Here is a 17,786-nt window from a genome sequence, read left to right as displayed (position 1 = left end):
TCAGCGCCCCGCGTTCGGGTGCACGGCGATCGCGTGTTCGATCACCGCCAACGCCGCCGCGCGCTCGGCGCCGTCGAGCACCAGCCGCGGCGCGCGCACGCGCTCGCTGCCCAGGCCGACGCGTTCCTGCACCAGCTTGATCAGCTGCACGAACTTCGGCACGGTGTCCAGGCGCAGCAGCGGCAGGAACCACGCGTACAACTTGGCCGCCGCGGGCGCGCCGCCGTCGCGGGCGAGTTCGAACAACCGCACCGATTCCTTCGGATAGGCGTTGACCAGACCGGCGATCCAGCCGGTCGCGCCCATCGCCACGCCCTCGACGATCGCATCGTCCATGCCGACCAGCAGGTCGAGACGATCGGCGAGCAAGGCCCGGATCGCCGCGAACCGGCGCACGTCGGCCGAGGATTCCTTGACCGCCTGCAGATTCGCGAACTGCGCGGCGAGTTCGGCGATCTGCTCGGGCACGAAATCGGTCTTGTACGCCACCGGGTTGTTGTAGAGCATGCACGGCAGATCGGTGGCGGCGATCACCGCGCTGACATGCGCCTTCATCTCGCGCCAATCGGTCGAGTAGACATACGGCGGCAGCACCATCAGGCCGGCGCAGCCGATCGCCTGCGCTTCGCGCGCCAGCCGCACCGCTTCGTCGGTCGACAGCGCGGCGATGCCGGGGATCACCGGCGCGCGGCCGTTCAAGGCCTTGACCAGGGTGCGCAGGATCGCGAGCTTGTCGTCGAAGCTCAGCGTCGCCGCCTCGCCGAGCGAGCCCAGCGGCACGATGCCGACGCAGCCGGCGTCGATCAAAGTGTTGGCGTGACGGCCGAGAAACTCGTGATCGATCGAACCGTCGGCGTTGAACGGCGTGGTGATCGCGGGGATGACGCCGCGCCAGAAGCTTGCGTTGGCCATGGGGTTGGTTCCTTGTGTTCGGGAATGAAGGGAAGGCGAAGGGAAGGACGAAGCGGGATCGGGCTAAGGCTTGGATTGCGCGGCCGACTCGCCCTCGGAAGAAAAAGACCCGGCGAGGCTGGCCAACCGGGTGGGGAAGACCGGCGGTCGCGCGCCATGCGCGGACGCCGCCGGTGTCGGGGGAACAGGATTCGGATTCGCCGCGTTCGAAGCGGCGGGCGCGTTATCGAACAGCCGCAACTCGGCCAGCGCCGCGCCGCAGATGCGGCCCTGGCAACTGCCCATGCCGCAGCGGGTCGCGAGCTTGGCCGCGCGCCAGTCGCGGTGATCGCGCACTTGCGACAGGCTCACGTCCTCGCAGCGACAGACCACGGTCTGCGGCGTCGCGGCGAGATGGATCTGCTTGCGCAGGGCGAAATGGCGCGGCAGCAGTTCGGCGAAGGCGCGGGCTTGATCGCGGCGCGCGCGCATCGCTTCGGCCTCTTTGTCGGCGCCCGCGGCGAAGCAACCGGCCATCGCGCCTTCGATGCGCGCCGTGTCGACGCCACCGATACCGCAGGCTTCGCCGGCCGCATACACATCGGCCACGCTGGTCATCAGGCGCGTGTCCACGCGCACATGCGGATGCCGGTCCTGCGCGGTCAATTCGCAGCCGAGCTGTTGCGCCAGTTCGGTATTGGCCACCAAGCCATAACCGACCGCCAGGTGATCGCAAGCGATGCGTTCGATGCCGCGCGCGCTTTCGATCTCGACCTCAGTCACGCGCTGATCGCCCGATGCGCTGCGCACCCAGGTGCCGCTGCGATACGGCACCCCGACCAGGCGCGCGCGCAGGCCCGCGGCCTGGACCAGCTTGGACGGCCAGCGCCACAACTGCATCGCGAAGCCGCGCAGTTGCGCGGCCGGCGCTTGTTCGCAGATCGCCAGCACATGCGCGCCATGCGCATGCAGGGTCGCCGCCGCGGCCAGCAACAGCGGACCGCTGCCGGCGATCAGCACGCGCTTGCCGGCGATCGGCCAGCCTTGCTTGACCAGCGCCTGCAATGCGCCGGCGCCGGTCACGCCCGGCAAGGTCCAGCCCGGAAACGGCAGCAGCAGTTCGCGCCCGCCGGTCGCCAGCACCAGGGCGCGGTAATGCAGTTCCATCGCGGTGCCGGCGTGCTCGATCAATACGCAGCCGGGCCGCGCCGCGACCACCTGCGCCTGTTGCAGGCCACGGATACGCGGTTGCGCCGACAATTCGGCGAAGGCTTCGCGCGCCGCCGCGACCGCCGGCTTGCGCAGGTCTTGTCGCCAGACCTGTCCACCGACGCGCGGCTGCATGTCGACCAACACCACGCTCGCGCCGTGCGCCGCGGCCGCAGATGCGGCGGCGAGCCCGGCCGGACCGGCGCCGATCACCAGCACATCGCAGCGCTCAGTCATCGCAGCGCACCTGCATGCCCTCGCGCGCGACGGTCAGGCAGGCGCGCTGATGCGCGACGCCGTCGATCGTCACCCGGCATTCGAAACACACGCCCATGCCGCACAGGGGTGCGCGCGGTTCGCCCGATCGCGAGCGGCGAAAACGCGACACGACCTCGCTGCGGGTCGCGATCGCCGCGGCGACGCTGGCCCCGGCCGGCACTTCGACCGCGACGCCGTCGATATGCACGCGCACGCTCGGCGCCGTCATTGCAGCACCCGCGCCGGCAGGAATGGCGCCGGATCGATCGCCGGCGCGCGGCCGAGCAACTGATCAATCAGCAACTGCGCGGTGCCCAATGCGGTGGTCACGCCCAGGCCCTCGTGGCCGGCGGCGACCCAGGTGTGCGCGCGATCGGCGACCGCGCCGATATACGGCCGGCCGTCGAAGGTGGTCGGGCGAAATCCCGTCCACACCCGCAGCGCCTGCAATTCGCGCAGCATCGGCACGAAGGCGAACGCGCGTTCGAGCATGCGCCGCAGCATCGCCGGCGACACCTCGCGATCGTCGACGCCGAACTCGCGCGAGGAACCGATCAGAATCTGTCCCGTAGGGCGCGGCTGCACATTGAACGCGACGCTGCTGTCGGCATCGCCGTGCGCACTGTCGGCATAGCCCAACTCCAGCAGTTGGTGCCGCACGCGGCCCGGATAGCGTTCGGTGATGACCAAATGACCCTTGCGCGAACGCATCGGCAACTGCGGCAACAACTCGGGCAAGGCGCAGCCGGTCGCGACCAAGACCGGACCGATCAAGCTGGAGCCATCGTCCAGACGCACGCCGTCGGCGCTCAACGCGACCGCGCGCCGACCCAGCACGCAATGGGCGCCGCCTTCGCGCGCCAGGCCGAGCAGATGCAGCGCGACCCGGGGCGGATACACCACCGCCTCGTCGGCCACCAGCATGCCGCCGCACAGACCCGCGACCAGCGCCGGTTCCAGGCGATACAACTCATCGGCATCGATCTGTCGCGCCTGCACGCCGGCCGCGGCCAGTCGCGCGATCTTGGCCGGAACGCTGGCGAACTCATTCGCCTCGCGCGCCACCCACAAGGTCCCGCAGCGGCTGAATTCGGCCTCGGGCAAGGTCGCGAAACGCTCCCAGAGGCCCAGCGAATAACGCGATAACGCCAGCTCGGCCGGATCGTCGTCCATCGCCACCAGATGCCCCATCGCCGCCGCGGTCGCGCCGCCGCCGACCGCGCCGGATTCGACCACCGCCACGCGCAGCCCCTCGCGCACGGCGAGTTCGGCGCAGGCGGTGCCGACGATGCCGGCGCCGATCACGATGAGGTCGAAGGCCGCCATCGCTCAGCGCGCCACCACGCCCCAGGCGAAGGGGTCGTTGTCGTCGATCAGCAATTGCGCGCGCGCGGTGATGTAGGCGCTGCCGGTGATGGTCGGCAGCACGCCGTGTTCGCTGAGGCGGTAACGGCCTTCGAACACGCTGCCGAGCACGCTTTCCTGTCGCCACACCGCATCCGGCGCGAGTTTGCCGTCGGCGGCCAGACACGCCAGCTTGGCGCTGGTGCCGGTGCCGCAGGGCGAGCGGTCGTAGGCCAGACCCGGGCACAGCACGAAGTTGCGTCCGTCGATGCCGGGCGTGGCCGACGCCGTTTCCAATTCGATGTGATCGATTTCGGCGCCGTCGGCGCCAGTGATCCCGGCCGCGACCAGAGCGTGGCGGATCGCTTCGGCGTACGCGGTCAATTCGCGTTGCGTGGCCAGCGAAATCTCACGCGTGGTCTTGGCGATATAGAACCAGTTGCCGCCCCAGGCGACATCGCCGCTGACTTCGCCGTAACCGTCGACCTGCACGCTGACGTTGGCGGCGTGACGACGGCTTTCGACGTTGTCGACCGAGACGCGTCCGTCTTCGTGCAATTCCGCGCCGACCGTGCCGACCGGCGTTTCGATCCTGTGCCGGCCCGGCGCGATTCGCCCCAGATGCTGCAAGGTGCGCACCAGCCCGATCGTGCCGTGTCCGCACATGCCCAGGTAACCGACGTTGTTGAAGAAGATCACCCCTGCGCAGGCATCGGCCGCCTGCGCCGGCAGCAACAGTGCGCCGACCACCGTGTCCGAGCCGCGCGGTTCGCAGGCGATCGCGCTGCGCCAGTGATCGAACTGCGCGCGCAAGCGCTCGCGCTGTTGCGCCAGGCTGCCGGCGCCGAGATCGGGGAATCCGGAGATCACCACGCGGGTGGGTTCGCCGCCGGTGTGCGAGTCGATGATGTCGAGGCTGTGCATCCGTCCATGCTCGCGGCCAGGCCGCTCGCGGTCTAGCGCAGCTTGCCGGCGCCGGATGCGGAATTCGGCATAATCGCTCAATCGCCGATCGTCTCCGCCGCCATGCCTTCGCCCACCGCCAGCCTTAACGACGCTTCGGTCCGCATCGACGCCGGCCTGATGCAGACCTTGTGCGACGCATTGCCGGACGTGGTGTTCTTCGTCAAGGACGCCGCCGGCCGCTACACCCACGCCAATCTGACCCTGGTGCGGCGCCTGGGCCTGAAGCGGCGCGAGGACGTGATCGGCCGCGCGGTCGCCGACCTGTTTCCCGCGCGCCTGGGCGGGCGCTACGCGCTGCAGGATCGACGCGTGCTCGCCGGCGACATCATCGAAAATCAGTTGGAAGTGCATCTGTACCCGAACCGGCAACCGGGCTGGTGCCTGACCGGCAAGCGGCCGCTGCCCTTGTCCGACGGCGGCTGCGGACTGGTCGGCCTGTCGCGCGACCTCGGCGCGCCCGACGGACGCGATCCCACCTATGAACGCCTGCGCCGGGTCACCGAACACATGCAGCAGCATTACGCCGGTCCGCTGCGCGTCACCGCGCTGGCGCAACTGGCGAACCTGTCGGTGGCGCAACTGGAGCGGCACTTCCAGCGTGTATTCCAGCTGACCCCGCAGCAGAGCTTGACCAAGCTGCGGATCGAAGCGGCGATGCACCATTTGCGTGGCGAGGCCAGCATCGCTCAGGTCGGGCTGGCCTGCGGTTTTTCCGATCAAAGCGCGTTCGCGCGGCAGTTCAAGGCGACAGTCGGAATGGCGCCGCGCGATTACCGGACCTTGCAGGCCGATCTCGGCGCAACGGTCGACTGATGCGCTGGCTTGATACGACGCCCGGCGAAACGGGTTGACCCGGCCGGGTGCGGCCCCGATCATCCGCGCGGGTCTTCGATGTCGGCAGTGGGCTATGCAAACGGACGATTGGCAAACGCTGGACGAGAATTTCGATGCCGACGACATCGCCGCGCTCGCGGCGCAAGGGCCGATCGCGGGACTGAGCCTGCACGCCAGCGGCCGCCTGAGCGCGACGCGCAGCAAATTGTTGCGCAAGCTGCCGTCGCTGCAGCAGTTCAACCTCAGTTGCGACGTCGGCCGCGCGGCGATGCGCGACGTGCTCGCCATCCCCGGGCTGCGCCAACTCGACGTCTTTCGCATCCTTCCGAACGGCCGCCCCTGCGGCTTCGCGCGGGCGAAGGACCTGCGTGTCTTCCGCGAACTGATCGGCCTGGCCGAAGCGGATCTGCTGGCAGTCGCGCGCTGTCCGGGCCTGATCGAACTCGGCATCCAGCGTTCGCGGCTGACGCCGCGATCGTTCGATGCCTTGATGGGAATGACCACGCTGCAAACGCTGGATATCGAGGCGACGCCGTTCGACGATGCGATGGCGGCGCAACTCGCGCGCTTGCCGGCGCTGACCAGTCTGCACGCCGGCCGGACCGCGATTTCGCGCGCCGGACTCGAGGCGATCTGCGAGTTGAAGCAGATGCGCGAACTGGACCTGTGGGCGACCTCGCTGAGCGTGGACGATCTGTATCTGCTGCGCGGCTTGCCGGCGCTGGAATACCTGTCGGTCGGCAGCTCCCAAGGTTACGACCCGGTCCCCATCGAAGCCTTGCTGCCGTTGCTGGATCAGCTGCCGAGTTTGCGGCGCCTGTGGCTCGATGGCGTGGCGGTTCCCGATTCGGTGAAAGCGCAGCTGACGGCGCGGTATTCGGATTTCCGGGTGACGTGTTTCGCTTCGAGTCTCGAATGATTCGCGGCGAACCGGGCAGACGCTGAAATCACGCGACCGATAGAGCGCTCGGCGACGCGATCCTGGGCGAGACAGGCTCCCGTTCCCGCGCCGCCCACACGCTGCCCGCTCACTCGCGCAACCGCCCGCTGTCCTCGAACGCGCCCACCACCGCATCGCTCAATCGCCGCGCGAGCGTTCCGTCCGGGTCCAGCTCCGGATCGAAGATCGTCAACTCCATGCCGATCGCCTTCGGGCTGGCCAGCAACGACGCGAGCAATGCGCGCAGTTGTTCGAAATCGAGGCCATCCGGGTTCGGCGAATCCACCGCCGGCATCACCCGCTGCGCGATCACGTCGGCATCGACGTGGATCCAATAGCCTTCGGTCGGCATCGCCTCCAGGCGCATGCGCGCTCGATCTCCGGCCTGTCGCGCGCCGTCGCGATGGATCGTATCGGCGTCGATGCTGTGGATTCCGGAGCGCTCGAAACTTTCGACGTCGTAGTCGCGGCGGTCGTCGTCGGTGCTCACCAGGCCCAGATGGACCACGTCCTCGCCGCGGAAATACGGCGACTGCCCGCGCAGATTCGACAACGCCGCCGGCCCGTGTCCGGTCGACAGGCCCAGGTCGAGCCCGGCCGCGGCGAAGTGGCCCTGATAGCGCCGGCGATCGCGCGCGAACGAGAAATCGTCGTGCGCGTCGACGAAGGCCAGCCCGTAACGGCCGCGTTGCTTCAAGGCCAGGCCGCTGCCCAGCAGCACGCTGCAATCGCCGCCGAGCATCAGTACGAAACGCTTGCGCTGCAGCCACGGCGACAGGCGATCGGCGAGGGTCTGGCTGTAGTCGGCGATCGCCGCGCCGTTGCGGAAACCGATCGTGTGATCGGGCTCGGGCGAATACGCCGGCGCCTCGACCCGGCCGCCATCGTGCGCGCGCAAACGCTGCAACAGACCGGTTGCGCGCAGTGCGTCGGGCATGCGCCGCACGCCGGGTTCCGCGCCGGGTCGCGGCGGGCGCAGACCCAGATTGCTTGGCGCATCGATAAGCACAAGCGGCGACTCGATCGGCATGACGGCCTCGGGTTCGGATCGTACAGATGCGGCCGACGCGCCGGACGGCGTGTCCGCGCAGGCGGTCAGCGCCGCGCACAGCAGCCAGGCGCCGGACAGCCATCGTTCGCGGGCATGACCCATCGTCTTAACCTTTAAATCGTTTTTCAAAGGTTATTGAGTTCCCTGCAAACCTGTCAACTCTCTTTTAACGGTTACCGACCGGCGGTCGTCACCGCGCGGGCGCAGCGGTAAAGCCCACGCGGTGCGGTAGCATTTCCGCCGACGCGTGCCGACCGGCGTCATCAGCGCCACGGCTCGGATCGGCGTTGGCCGGGCTGAGTCTGCTAACGGCCATCGCCACGCCGATGCCGGCACGCAGCGCAGCCCTCGACCCGGCCCTGCAGGCGCCGGTTGTTCGTCTGGCTGACCCTGCCGGCCGGACGCCCTGCGCCGACCAGCCTGCGTCATCGGATCGAATTCGAAACCACGAGCGGTACGAGACTTTGGGTCGACGGCGCGCGAGTAGCACTCGCCAGCGCGTCACCGGTGGTGCTGGGTCCGCCGTTGCGCGGCGGCCAATGGCTGGCCTACGAAGGTCCATCGAACTCGCAGTCGCATCACTGGGGCAGCCTGGTCGTGGCCAATGGCGAGGTCACCATTGCGCAACGCTATGCGCTCGATCTGATCGGCCTGGACGCGCGTGGTCATGCCGTGCGCGACGGCGTCGAGCCGCGCAACAGCAAGCATGCCGACTGGATCGGCTACGGCGCTGAGGTGCTGGCCGCGGCCGACGGCATCGTGCGAAGCGCGCGCGACGGCGAGGCCGAACATGCGCCGTTGTCGCCGCAGTCCGAACCGGCCACGCTGAGCGCCGACGCGCTGTACGGCAATTACGTAATCCTGGAAGTCGCGCCGCGCACCCATGTGCATTACGCGCATCTGCAGCGCGGCAGCGTGGCGGTGAAGACCGGCGAACGTGTGCGTCGCGGCCAGAGCCTCGGCCGGCTCGGCCGGCTCGGCCAGTCCGGCAATACCGGCGGACCGCATCTGCACCTGCGCGTGTCGAACGCACCCACCTTCGAGCAATCCGAAGGTCTGCCGTTCGTGTTCGACGCCTTCAGCTATTCGGGTACGCGATCGACCAGGCGCTGGATTCGACCTCGGCCTTCGACGCCAAGCCGCAAGCGCGGCGGGCGCAGATGCCGCTGGACAACGCGGTGATCGGATTCGGCGCCAAGCCCTGAACGACGGCTCGCCTCGTGGGCGGGTCTACACACCCACGAGCGCGCGATCTCTGGCGGCCGGCCTCAGTAGCGGTCGTTCAAGGCGAAGATCGGCTTGCGGTCCTTCCACTTGCCGTTGGTGAAGTCGGGGAATTCCAGGGTCTTGTGCTCGGCGATCGACTGCTCCGACAGCGGCGTGATCGCGCTCCAGGCGATCGCATCATAGATGTCGATCGGCATCGGCGCATCGGCCTTGAGCGCTTCGACGAAGGCGTTGATGACGAAGAAATCCATGCCGCCGTGGCCGGCGCCGGCGGCGGCGCCGGCGAAGCGCTGCCACAGCGGATGATCGTACTTGGCGAACCAGTCGGCGGCCTTGTCCCACTTGTGCGGCTGGCTCTTGCCTTCGATGTGGATCGACTCGTTGAGATCCATCCACAGGCCGTCGGTGCCCTGCACGCGGAAGCCCAGCGAATACGGACGCGGCAGCGAGGTGTCGTGCTGCAGCACGATGGTCTCGCCGTTCTCGCATAGCAATTGCGTCGTCACCAGATCGCCGAGCTTGAACTTGACCTTCGCGTTCGGATGCTCCGGCCCGGCCTTCTTGACGATGTAATCGTGCAGGCCGCGCGGCTTGCTCGAGAACGCGCTCAGATGGGTGAAGCGGTTGCCGCGATGGATGTCGATCGCCATCGCGCACGGGCCGATGCCATGGCTCGGGTACAGATCGCCGTCGCGCTTGACCGAATGCTCGGTGCGCCAGCGCGCTTCCGACCACGCCTTCGGGCCGAACTCGACGCCGCTGCCGTAGGGCTGATCGGGATTGCCGCTGTTGAACTTGACCCCGCGCAGATCGTGCTGATAACCGCCCTGCAGATGCACGATTTCGCCGAACAGGCCCTGCCGCACCATGTTGAGCGCGGCCAGCACGTCGCGGCGATAACACACGTTTTCGAGCAGCATGTACGGCGTGCCGGTGCTCTGCTGCGCGCGCAGCACCTGCCAATGATCGTCGAGGGTGATGCCGGCGACCACCTCGCACCCCACCGCGACCTTCGCCTGCATCGCCGCGATCGCCTGCGCGGCGTGGAATTCCCACGGCGTGGCGATGATCACCGCGTCCAGTCCGCCCTTGGCCAGCATCGCGCGGTAAGCGTCGAGGTTGCCGTCGGCGCCGTAGGTCGCCGGCTTGGCCTTGCCGGCCTTGGCGATCATCGCCAGCGAACGATCGAGCATGATCGGCTCGACATCGCACAGCGCGACCACGTCCACGTCCTCGCGGCGCAGCAATTCGGTCAGATGGACCTGGCCGCGCATGCCCACGCCGATCAGGCCGATCCGCAGCTTCGAGCGGGCGCGCGCGAACGCCGGAGTGAACGCGCTGCTGGCCAGCAGCGTGCTCGCGGTCGCGGAGGTGGCGAGAAAATCGCGTCGGTTCATGCGGGTGCCTCGATCGGTGCGTTGGAGTGGAGACGGAAGGATTTGAATACGGTTGGCGATGCGGAGCGCTTGGCGAGCGACGGGCTTCGATCCATATCTTTCGATCGGGCCTCATCCGCGTGCTCCGACTTTTGAATCGGCTTACGTGGTCCGCGAATGCGCTTCACGCCGCACAATGCATAAATACAGGCGTATTTGCTAGTCTCTGACCGCAATACGAAAGATCATTTTTTTGGATTTTCCAAAACGAAAGATGTGACGCAGTCTGACTACCGCCTCAAGCCCGGACGCGCATGATCGGCATGCTTCGATCGACGCTTGGCCGACGTCGATGCGATCGATGACATCCGAATTCACCTGGGAGCACCGCGATGAATGGAGCAGTCCGATGAACGACGCGCTGCGCGAACTCGCGCACCAGTGGCTGCAGCCCGGCATCAAGGGCCTGGCCCTGCGGCAGCCGCTGCGCCAGGACACGCTCGGCGAACTGGGCCTCAACGTACTCGACGGCTTGCTGTCCTACCCGGTCGCGGTGCTGCGGCAATCGACGCTGGACCACAACATCGCCTGGATGCGCGACTTCGTCGAACGCGCCGGCGCGCTGCTCGCGCCGCACGGCAAGACCACGATGAGCCCGCAGCTGTTCCAGGCCCAACTCGACGCCGGCGCCTGGGCGATCACCCTGGCGACCATTCCGCAGTTGCGCGTGGCCCATCGTTTCGGCGTCAAACGGGTGCTGCTGGCCAACCAGCCAGTGGCGATCGCCGATATCGAAAGCCTGGCCGCGCTGCTGCGCGACGAAGCCGATTTCCAGGCCTGGGTATTGGTCGATTCCAGTGCGGGCGTGCAGCGCCTGGATCAGGTGATGCAGCGCGTCGCGCCGCAGCGGCGCCTGCCGGTGCTGGTCGAACTCGGCGCCGATGGCGGACGCACCGGTGTGCGCGGTCTCGACGCGGCGATGCAGCTCGCGCGCGAGGTGCATGCGGCTTCGCATCTATTGCTGGCCGGGATTGAAGGCTACGAGGGCCTGTGGGTCGGCGCGGATCGCGATGCCGACTTGCAACGCGTGCATTCGTTGCTCACTCAGATGGTCGCCCTGACCCAGCGTTGCGATGCCGAACGATTATTCGACGGCGATGAGATCCTGATCAGCGCCGGCGGCTCGGCCTATTTCGACTTCGTCGCCGAAGCCTTCGACCGCGTGGGCGACACCTCGCGTCCGCTGCGGCGGATATTGCGGTCCGGCTGCTATCTGACTTCGGACCACGGCCTCTACCATGGACTGCAACAGGAAATGCGCACCCGTCACGACGCCAGTTTCCGCCACGGCCTGCAACCGGCGCTGGAGCTCTGGGCGATGGTGCAGTCGCGGCCCGAGCCCGGGCTGGCGTTGTTGACCCTCGGCAAGCGCGACGCGTCCTACGACATCGACCTGCCGCGCCCGCTGATCTGGCATCGCCCCGGGCAACCGGCGCCGCGGCCGATGCGCGATGCGCGCATCGTCAAGATGAACGATCAACATGCTTATCTGGAGTTGCCGGTCGAGCATCCGCTGCAGGTCGGCGACCTGGTCGGCTGCGGCATCTCGCATCCGTGCACCACCTTCGACAAGTGGCCGCTGATGTTGCTGACCGACGACGGCTATCGCGTCACCGGTGCGATCAATACGTTCTTCTGAGCAACGACGCCGGGTGTCCGCCTATCGCAATGCGGTGATGCGAATTGCGCTCGACGTAGTGACCCCGGCCGATCCGAGGCTGGCGAAGTCGAAGCGTCGACAGCCGTCAAGACGACACGGCCTGGCGCCGCTGCCTCAGTCGTTGGGGCGGTGCGCGTAGCTGATCGCGCGAGTGACTTGCCAGCGTTCGCCGACGCGATGCCAGACCAGGATGAACTCGCCGCGGCCCGCGCAGGTGGTTTCGCCGGTCGCGCAGAAGCGGTGTTCGCCGATCTCCATCGCGCCGAAGTCCTTGATCGGGTACACGCGCAAGGTTCCGGGGATCAACTCGCGGCGAAATTTTCCGCACACGTTCTTGCGCACGTTGCCGAGCATTTCCTCGCGCGCCCAGGTGACTCCGCCGTTGTCGTGGTAGAACTCGACCTTGTCGTCGAACAGGGCACGATGGCGCTCGAACTGGGCCGGTTCGTCGCAGCGGTTGAACGAATCGAACATCTGCGTGTCCAGCGCGGCGACGGTGTCGTACAGGGCGGAGCCGCCTTTCGCGGGGTCGTTCTTCGGTGCGGCGGGCTTGGCCGTTTCGACCGTGGCCGCCGGGGCTGCGGCCGCCTTGTCCGACGCGGCGAGCGCGGAGCCGGCCATGCCTGCGCAGAGCATCGCGGCCAGGGCCGCGGCTGGGACGAATCGGTTCATCGCGGGGATCTCGTGGCGGTGGATCGGCGCACCTTACGGCCGGCACGGCGCGGGCGCCTGTGCCATTCGACACCGGGCGATGGTTGGCCTGCCGATGGATAGACGCTGCGATTTCGCGATTGGTCCGAGGCACTGGGGTTTGCGTCCCATGCCCGAGAGGTTCAACCAATCTCATCGCTTCCGCCACTGAAGCGACCAATTACTTTGTTGTGACTTTTAGCTCAGCTTGGCTTGGGTTCGCTTGGCTTCGGCTTCGGTTCCGACAGTGGCATGGCCTTCGTGCTCAAGTTAGAAGTCTCGCAGTTCTTCTAGCACTGCGAAGCCACGGACTCGCGTTAGCAAACGCACACCCGAAGGGCGGCGCACATGGATGTGCGCCGTGCGCCACCGAGACAGGATGTCTCGTGTGGCGCATGCCCGCGTCTGCACCGCACGCGCGGGCCCTTGATTTACAAAAAGCGTTTTTCTTTGGTTAGCTTTCTTTTGTCGCTTTTGACAAAAGAAAGTAACTCGGCCGCTTGCGGACGAAAGCTGTTGCTGTTGCCTCAAAGGCTCTACAGCTTCAAAGCTTGAAGCTCTAAAGCTTTTAAAGCTGAAGCTAGATCAAAAGCTTCCGCCACTAAAGCGGCGGGTCGCTTTCTTTTGTCTAAAGCAACAAAAGTCCGTCCGGATTCCCTTCGGTCAAAAGGTAACCAAAGAAAAACGCTTTTCTTTGAATCAAGAGCCCGCACGATCGGTGCTGACGCAGGCATGCGCCACACGGGACATCCATGTCCCGGTGGCGCACGGCGTGCATCCTGCACGCCGCCCTTCGGGTGTGCTGTTGCTAACGCGAGTTACAGGCCTCGCAGCGCTGGATGAACTGCGCGACTTCAAGCTCAAGTCGAAGGTGCATGGCCTACCTGTAGGAGCGGCGCGAGCCGCGACCGCGGGAATGCGGCTACGACGCCGCTTGCGACGTCAGCGTAATGGCGCGGTCGCGGCTTGCGCCGCTCCTACAGGGAGCCATCGCGGTAACGACGCGAATGGTTCGTTCGATCGGAGCGAAAGGTGTCGGGTTCCGTTGCGCATCGAGAAAATGAACGCGTCGTGGGACGCCCACATCACCCGCATCAACGCAACGATTCCCGCCCATCCTGGATCGCCACCACACTCCCATCGTCGCGCGCGACATCGTCGTTGAGCACACGCGCCCCGCCGCTACCCGTTAACGCCATGGCGTCCGCGGGCAACGCCGCTGCCGCCGCAACCGAAACCGCGTCGCTCGCCGGCTCGCCCTCGTCGAGCATCGCTTTGCGCACCTCGGCGAGCATCGGCAGGATGTTGTAGAACGCGTTGGCGACCGACTTGCGCCCCAGCGCGCTGTAGCGATCGCCCTGGGTCAGCGCGAACCAAGTTGCCGCATGCAACGCGTGGATGGCGCGGCGGGTCTGCGGACCGCCCGCGGGGGTGTTGTCGAGGCTCATGGTGCGCTCCTGGGTGGCCGCTGAAGTCGCGGAATACAGACTAACCGCGCGCCAGATCAGATCCTGCGACTGGCTGTGTCCGCACGCACGAAAACGCGCATCGGGGCCGATCCGCGATCGCCGCGGCGGCGCGTGTCATCGCCTGCGAACGGGCAGTGGGAATCTGCGGGCCCGGCGGCGCATGCCGCGCCGCGTTGCGCACAAGGATGCGAACGTCATGACCGATCTGATCGACCAGGCCCAGTTGTTCGAGGCCATCAACCTGGCCCAATCCCTGCAGGCGCGCCAGCAGGCCGCCGAAACGCTGGTGCGGCCGGCGCCGGTCGGGTATTGCCTCAGCCAGACCTGTCTGGAGCCGTTCGACGGCGAACCCGAGCGCCTGTACTGCGGCCCAGCCTGCGCGCAATCGCATCACCAGCAGATGCAGCGCGACCGGCATCGTCCGCGGCGCGGTTGATAGCGGCGGCAAATACAGCCGCGCGCCTGGCGAGTAGCATGGCGGCATGGTCAAACATGCCGGCTCGGTGTTTTCCGTCGATGTCACCGGCCTGCAGGCGCGGGCCGGGCAGCCTGCGTACGCGCGCATCTGCGAACGCATGCGCGCCGCGATCGTCAGCGGCGCCCTGCCGCCGAATGCGCGCCTGCCGTCGGGCCGCACCCTCGCGCAGGACTTCGGCGTGGCCCGCAACACCGTCGACTGGGCGCTGGATCAATTGGTCGCCGACGGCTACATCGTGCGCCGCCGCGGCGCCGGCAGTTTCGTCGCCGCGCAATTGCCCGAACGCGACCTGATGCCGTCCGCGCGCGCGGCGAACACCGCGGCCGACACCGCGCCCCGCCGTCTGTCGCATCGCGCGAATGCGTTGCGTGCGTATCCCGGTCATTACGAATCGGCATCGGCGCGGGCGTTCACTCCATCGTTGCCACCAATCGACCTGTTTCCGCGCGAGGTCTGGAATCGGCTGCTGCTGCGCGAAGCCGGCAAGGCCGGCGGCGAGTACTGGGAATACGGCGCCAGCAACGGCCTGCCGGCGCTGCGCGGCGCGATCGCCGCGCACGCGTCGGCGATGCGCGCGGTGCGTTGTTCGCCCGAGCAGGTGATCGTGGTCACCAGCACCCAGCAGGCGGTGGAACTGGCCGGCAAGGTGGTCGCCGACCCGGGCGATCGCGCCTGGTGCGAGACGCCCGGCTATCAGCCGGTGCAGCACTGCCTGCGCGCGGTCGGTCTGGAGGTAGTGCCGGTGCCGGTCGACGAACACGGGCTGGATGTCGCGGCCGGCGTGGCGCGCGCGCCCGATGCGCGCCTGGCCTATGTCACGCCCGCGCATCAGTACCCGCTGGGCTGCGAGATGTCGTTGCCGCGGCGCGAGGCGCTGCTCGCGTGGGCGCGGCAACGCGACGCGTATGTGATCGAAGACGATTACGACGGCGACTATCGCTATCAGGGTCGCCCGATCGCCTCGCTGCAGGGCCTGGACGACACCGGCCGGGTGATCTACGTCGGCAGCTTCAACAAGATCCTGTTTCCGGGCCTGCGCATCGCCTATGCGATCGTGCCCGAGCCGCTGGTCGCCGCCTTCGTCGACGCCAAGCACACAGCCGACGGCCACACCACGCTGCTGGCGCAGGGCGTGCTCGCCGCGTTCATCCACGAAGGCCATCTCGCCCGCCATCTGCGCAACACCCGCGCGATCTACGACGAGCGGCGCCTGGCGTTTCTCGAACACGCACGCGCCTTGGAGGACGTGCTGGAATTCGGCCCGACCATTGCCGGCATGCATGTCGCCGCATGGTTCAAGGGCGCGATGCGCATCGACGACCGCACCGTCGCCGAGGCTTGCGCGCGCGACGGCGTCGTGGTCCATCCGCTGTCGAAATACGGCCAATGCGAACGACCGCCATGCCAGCACGGCGGACTGGTCTTCGGTTTCGCTGGCGCGACGCCGGCGCAGTCGCGCGCGGGATTGCAGGTGGTGCGGCGCGCGATCGAAACGGCCGGCGCCTGAGCCGCAGACGCGGCGATCAGATCGCGATGTCGTGCGCCGCGGCCTGCTGCACCGTCACCCGGTCGCGGCCGCCGGCCTTGCTCGCGTACAGCGCGGCGTCGGCGCGTTCGAGCAGTTGATCGAAGCTTTCGCCCGGACGCAGCTCGGCCACGCCCAAACTCAGGCTCAACGGCAGAACCCGGCCGTTGATGCTCGGCGGATTGGCGCTGATGGTGCGGCGCAGATGCTCGGCCACCACCAGCCCCTGCTCCAGGCGCGTGCCCGGCAGGCCGACCAGGATTTCGTCGCCGCCGTAGCGGCCGCACAGGTCGGTCGCGCGCAAGCGGTTGCGGGTGCGTTCGGCGACCGTGCGCAGCGCTTCGTCGCCGGCGCTGTGGCCGTGTTCGTCGTTGATGCGCTTGAAATGGTCGATGTCGAAGAACACCACGGTCAGCGGCCGCGAGGCGCGGTGCGCTTCGGTGATCGCCTGACGCATGCCTTCCTCGATCGCCGCGCGGGTCATCACGCTGGTCAGGCGGTCGTAGGTGGCGCGGTGCTTGGCGCTGTCGTGATCGCGGCGCAGTTGCTGCAGCTTCGCCGCCAGGCCGAGCAACAGGCCCAGGCCGCCGAGCACCAGACCGACCGGATAGGCGTATTCGAGCCAGCCGTACGACGGCCACCAACGCTGATACGCGCCGACCAGCACGATCAACACCGCCATCAGCGGCGTCCACGCCAGCATCAGGAAATAGGCTTCGCGCTGACGCCGGCCGATCGCGACCGCACTGGCGTAGACGATCGCGCCGATCACCACCAGCAGCACCACGTTGCCGAACGAGGCGCTGGCCCGCCAGGTGTGGATCATCGACACCAGCAACAGGCCGCCGAGCAGCCAGCTGCAGATGTTGAGCAGCTTCGCCACCGGCGCCTGGGTCGCGCGCAGATCGAGGAAGAACATCAGGAAACGCACGCTGGCCAATACCGCCGCGGTGTTCAGAACCACGTTGGTGCGGCGGTCCGGCATGATGTCGCCCAGCCACGGAATCATCCGCGTCTCGCCGCCCTCCACCGCCAGATTGAGGGTCTGCACCACCAGGGTCAGGCACAGATACGCGTAGCCGCGTTCTTTCAGACCGATCCAGAAACCGAACGCGAGCAGCGCGATCACCCCGAGCGCGGTCAGCACCACGCTGCGCAGGGCGATGTGGCTCATGTCCTGGCGATGCACCGCGTCCAGCGGCATCACCAGCAAGCTCGACGCGGTGACGTCGGCGGCGGCGGCGCGCAGATAGATCACCTCGCCCTTGTGCAGGCCGCCTTCCAGCGGAAACACCAGGAACCGCGAGGAGTGGCGGAAGTCGGCGGCCTTGCCGTGGATCGAGCGGCGCACCGGCGTGGTCGCGCCCGCTCGCCAGATGCCGACGAACTTGCGGTACGGCTGGGTCAGCACGAGTTGCGGCGCGTTGTCGCCGGGCACGTCCTGGGTCGAGACCAGTCGCCACCAATGCCAGTTGCGGTCGAGCACGGCGATCTCGTTGCCCTGCACCGGCACGAAGCGCGCGTCGTAATCGCCGGCCAGCACGCGCGCGGGCGGCGGGTCGGTCGACGGCTCCAGGCGCGATAAGGCGAACGGCTGCGCCGATGCCACCGCCGCGGCCGTGAGACCGAGCAGGATCAGCGCGAGCTGCCAGATGGAGCGCCAGAACCGATGCATTGCCTTGCGAAGACTTCCCCCCTAAACCTCGCCGAGCATAGCCCAGGCACCCTCGCCCAGACCTTGCGCCACGGCCCGGCTCGGACCCAGGACTGCGACCTGGATTGCAATCGCGGGCGCCGATCGGGCCGGT

General features: G+C 67.6%; 16 protein-coding genes. 6 read left to right on the top strand and 10 right to left on the bottom strand.

Translation table 11 applies throughout. From position 1 onward, the window contains the following. The 5 genes from AC3A4T_RS20480 to AC3A4T_RS20460 form a co-directional block, all read right to left on the bottom strand. Window positions 1-912 (bottom strand): dihydrodipicolinate synthase family protein, encoded by a 912-nt coding sequence (locus AC3A4T_RS20480; protein ID WP_487677073.1) that lies wholly within the window; start codon window positions 910-912, stop codon window positions 1-3. 63 nt (window positions 913-975) lie between these two features. Continuing rightward, window positions 976-2,337: an FAD/NAD(P)-dependent oxidoreductase gene (locus AC3A4T_RS20475; protein ID WP_487677072.1), complete on the bottom strand. Its 1,362-nt coding sequence runs from the start codon at window positions 2,335-2,337 to the stop codon at window positions 976-978. Further along, on the bottom strand, window positions 2,330-2,587 hold the full coding sequence (locus AC3A4T_RS20470; RefSeq protein ID WP_487677071.1) for a 2Fe-2S iron-sulfur cluster-binding protein: 258 nt from the start codon (window positions 2,585-2,587) through the stop codon (window positions 2,330-2,332). The genes AC3A4T_RS20475 and AC3A4T_RS20470 overlap by 8 nt, the downstream gene beginning before the upstream one ends. Then, entirely contained in the window at window positions 2,584-3,684 is a 1,101-nt protein-coding gene (locus AC3A4T_RS20465; RefSeq protein ID WP_487677070.1) for an NAD(P)/FAD-dependent oxidoreductase, read from the bottom strand. Before AC3A4T_RS20465 ends, AC3A4T_RS20470 begins: the two co-directional genes overlap by 4 nt. A gap of 3 nt (window positions 3,685-3,687) precedes the next feature. After that, window positions 3,688-4,626 (bottom strand): 4-hydroxyproline epimerase, encoded by a 939-nt coding sequence (locus tag AC3A4T_RS20460; RefSeq protein WP_487677069.1) that lies wholly within the window; start codon window positions 4,624-4,626, stop codon window positions 3,688-3,690. 102 nt (window positions 4,627-4,728) lie between these two features. Here AC3A4T_RS20460 and AC3A4T_RS20455 point away from each other — a divergent pair, with 102 nt between their 5' ends. After that, window positions 4,729-5,481: a PAS domain-containing protein gene (locus AC3A4T_RS20455; protein WP_487677068.1), complete on the top strand. Its 753-nt coding sequence runs from the start codon at window positions 4,729-4,731 to the stop codon at window positions 5,479-5,481. 94 nt (window positions 5,482-5,575) lie between these two features. Continuing rightward, window positions 5,576-6,421: a hypothetical protein gene (locus AC3A4T_RS20450; protein WP_487677067.1), complete on the top strand. Its 846-nt coding sequence runs from the start codon at window positions 5,576-5,578 to the stop codon at window positions 6,419-6,421. 109 nt (window positions 6,422-6,530) lie between these two features. On the opposite strand, the gene AC3A4T_RS20445 is transcribed toward AC3A4T_RS20450, so the two are convergent. Then, window positions 6,531-7,595 (bottom strand): arginase family protein, encoded by a 1,065-nt coding sequence (locus tag AC3A4T_RS20445; protein ID WP_487677066.1) that lies wholly within the window; start codon window positions 7,593-7,595, stop codon window positions 6,531-6,533. 270 nt (window positions 7,596-7,865) lie between these two features. Between AC3A4T_RS20445 and AC3A4T_RS20440 the strand changes: the two genes are divergently transcribed. Then, entirely contained in the window at window positions 7,866-8,675 is an 810-nt protein-coding gene (locus tag AC3A4T_RS20440; protein WP_487677065.1) for a M23 family metallopeptidase, read from the top strand. Between the two features lie 86 nt (window positions 8,676-8,761). Here AC3A4T_RS20440 and AC3A4T_RS20435 read toward each other — a convergent pair whose 3' ends face one another. Further along, the gene (locus AC3A4T_RS20435; protein WP_487677064.1) at window positions 8,762-10,117 is read right to left on the bottom strand and encodes a Gfo/Idh/MocA family protein; all 1,356 of its coding nucleotides are present in this window, start codon (window positions 10,115-10,117) and stop codon (window positions 8,762-8,764) included. A gap of 388 nt (window positions 10,118-10,505) precedes the next feature. Between AC3A4T_RS20435 and AC3A4T_RS20430 the strand changes: the two genes are divergently transcribed. Next, window positions 10,506-11,795 carry an amino acid deaminase gene (locus AC3A4T_RS20430; RefSeq protein ID WP_487677063.1) on the top strand — a complete coding sequence of 430 codons (1,290 nt, stop codon included), beginning with the start codon at window positions 10,506-10,508 and terminating at the stop codon, window positions 11,793-11,795. 135 nt (window positions 11,796-11,930) lie between these two features. Here AC3A4T_RS20430 and AC3A4T_RS20425 read toward each other — a convergent pair whose 3' ends face one another. Beyond that, window positions 11,931-12,488 (bottom strand): nuclear transport factor 2 family protein, encoded by a 558-nt coding sequence (locus AC3A4T_RS20425; RefSeq protein ID WP_487677062.1) that lies wholly within the window; start codon window positions 12,486-12,488, stop codon window positions 11,931-11,933. Window positions 12,489-13,600: 1,112 nt separating this feature from the next. After that, window positions 13,601-13,954, bottom strand: coding sequence for a hypothetical protein (locus tag AC3A4T_RS20420; RefSeq protein WP_487677061.1), 354 nt, complete (start codon window positions 13,952-13,954; stop codon window positions 13,601-13,603). 217 nt (window positions 13,955-14,171) lie between these two features. Here AC3A4T_RS20420 and AC3A4T_RS20415 point away from each other — a divergent pair, with 217 nt between their 5' ends. Beyond that, entirely contained in the window at window positions 14,172-14,411 is a 240-nt protein-coding gene (locus AC3A4T_RS20415; RefSeq protein ID WP_157476051.1) for a hypothetical protein, read from the top strand. 46 nt (window positions 14,412-14,457) lie between these two features. Then, window positions 14,458-15,960: a MocR-like pyridoxine biosynthesis transcription factor PdxR gene (gene pdxR / locus AC3A4T_RS20410; RefSeq protein ID WP_487677060.1), complete on the top strand. Its 1,503-nt coding sequence runs from the start codon at window positions 14,458-14,460 to the stop codon at window positions 15,958-15,960. Window positions 15,961-15,976: 16 nt separating this feature from the next. Here pdxR and AC3A4T_RS20405 read toward each other — a convergent pair whose 3' ends face one another. Then, the gene (locus AC3A4T_RS20405; RefSeq protein ID WP_487677059.1) at window positions 15,977-17,653 is read right to left on the bottom strand and encodes a sensor domain-containing diguanylate cyclase; all 1,677 of its coding nucleotides are present in this window, start codon (window positions 17,651-17,653) and stop codon (window positions 15,977-15,979) included. Between the last annotated feature and the right edge of the window lie 133 nt (window positions 17,654-17,786).

This window comes from Lysobacter sp. Soil_N_51, assembly GCF_057655755.1.
The sequence above is the reverse complement of the archived record's forward strand: the minus strand, read 5'-3'. Positions and strand labels throughout refer to the sequence as shown.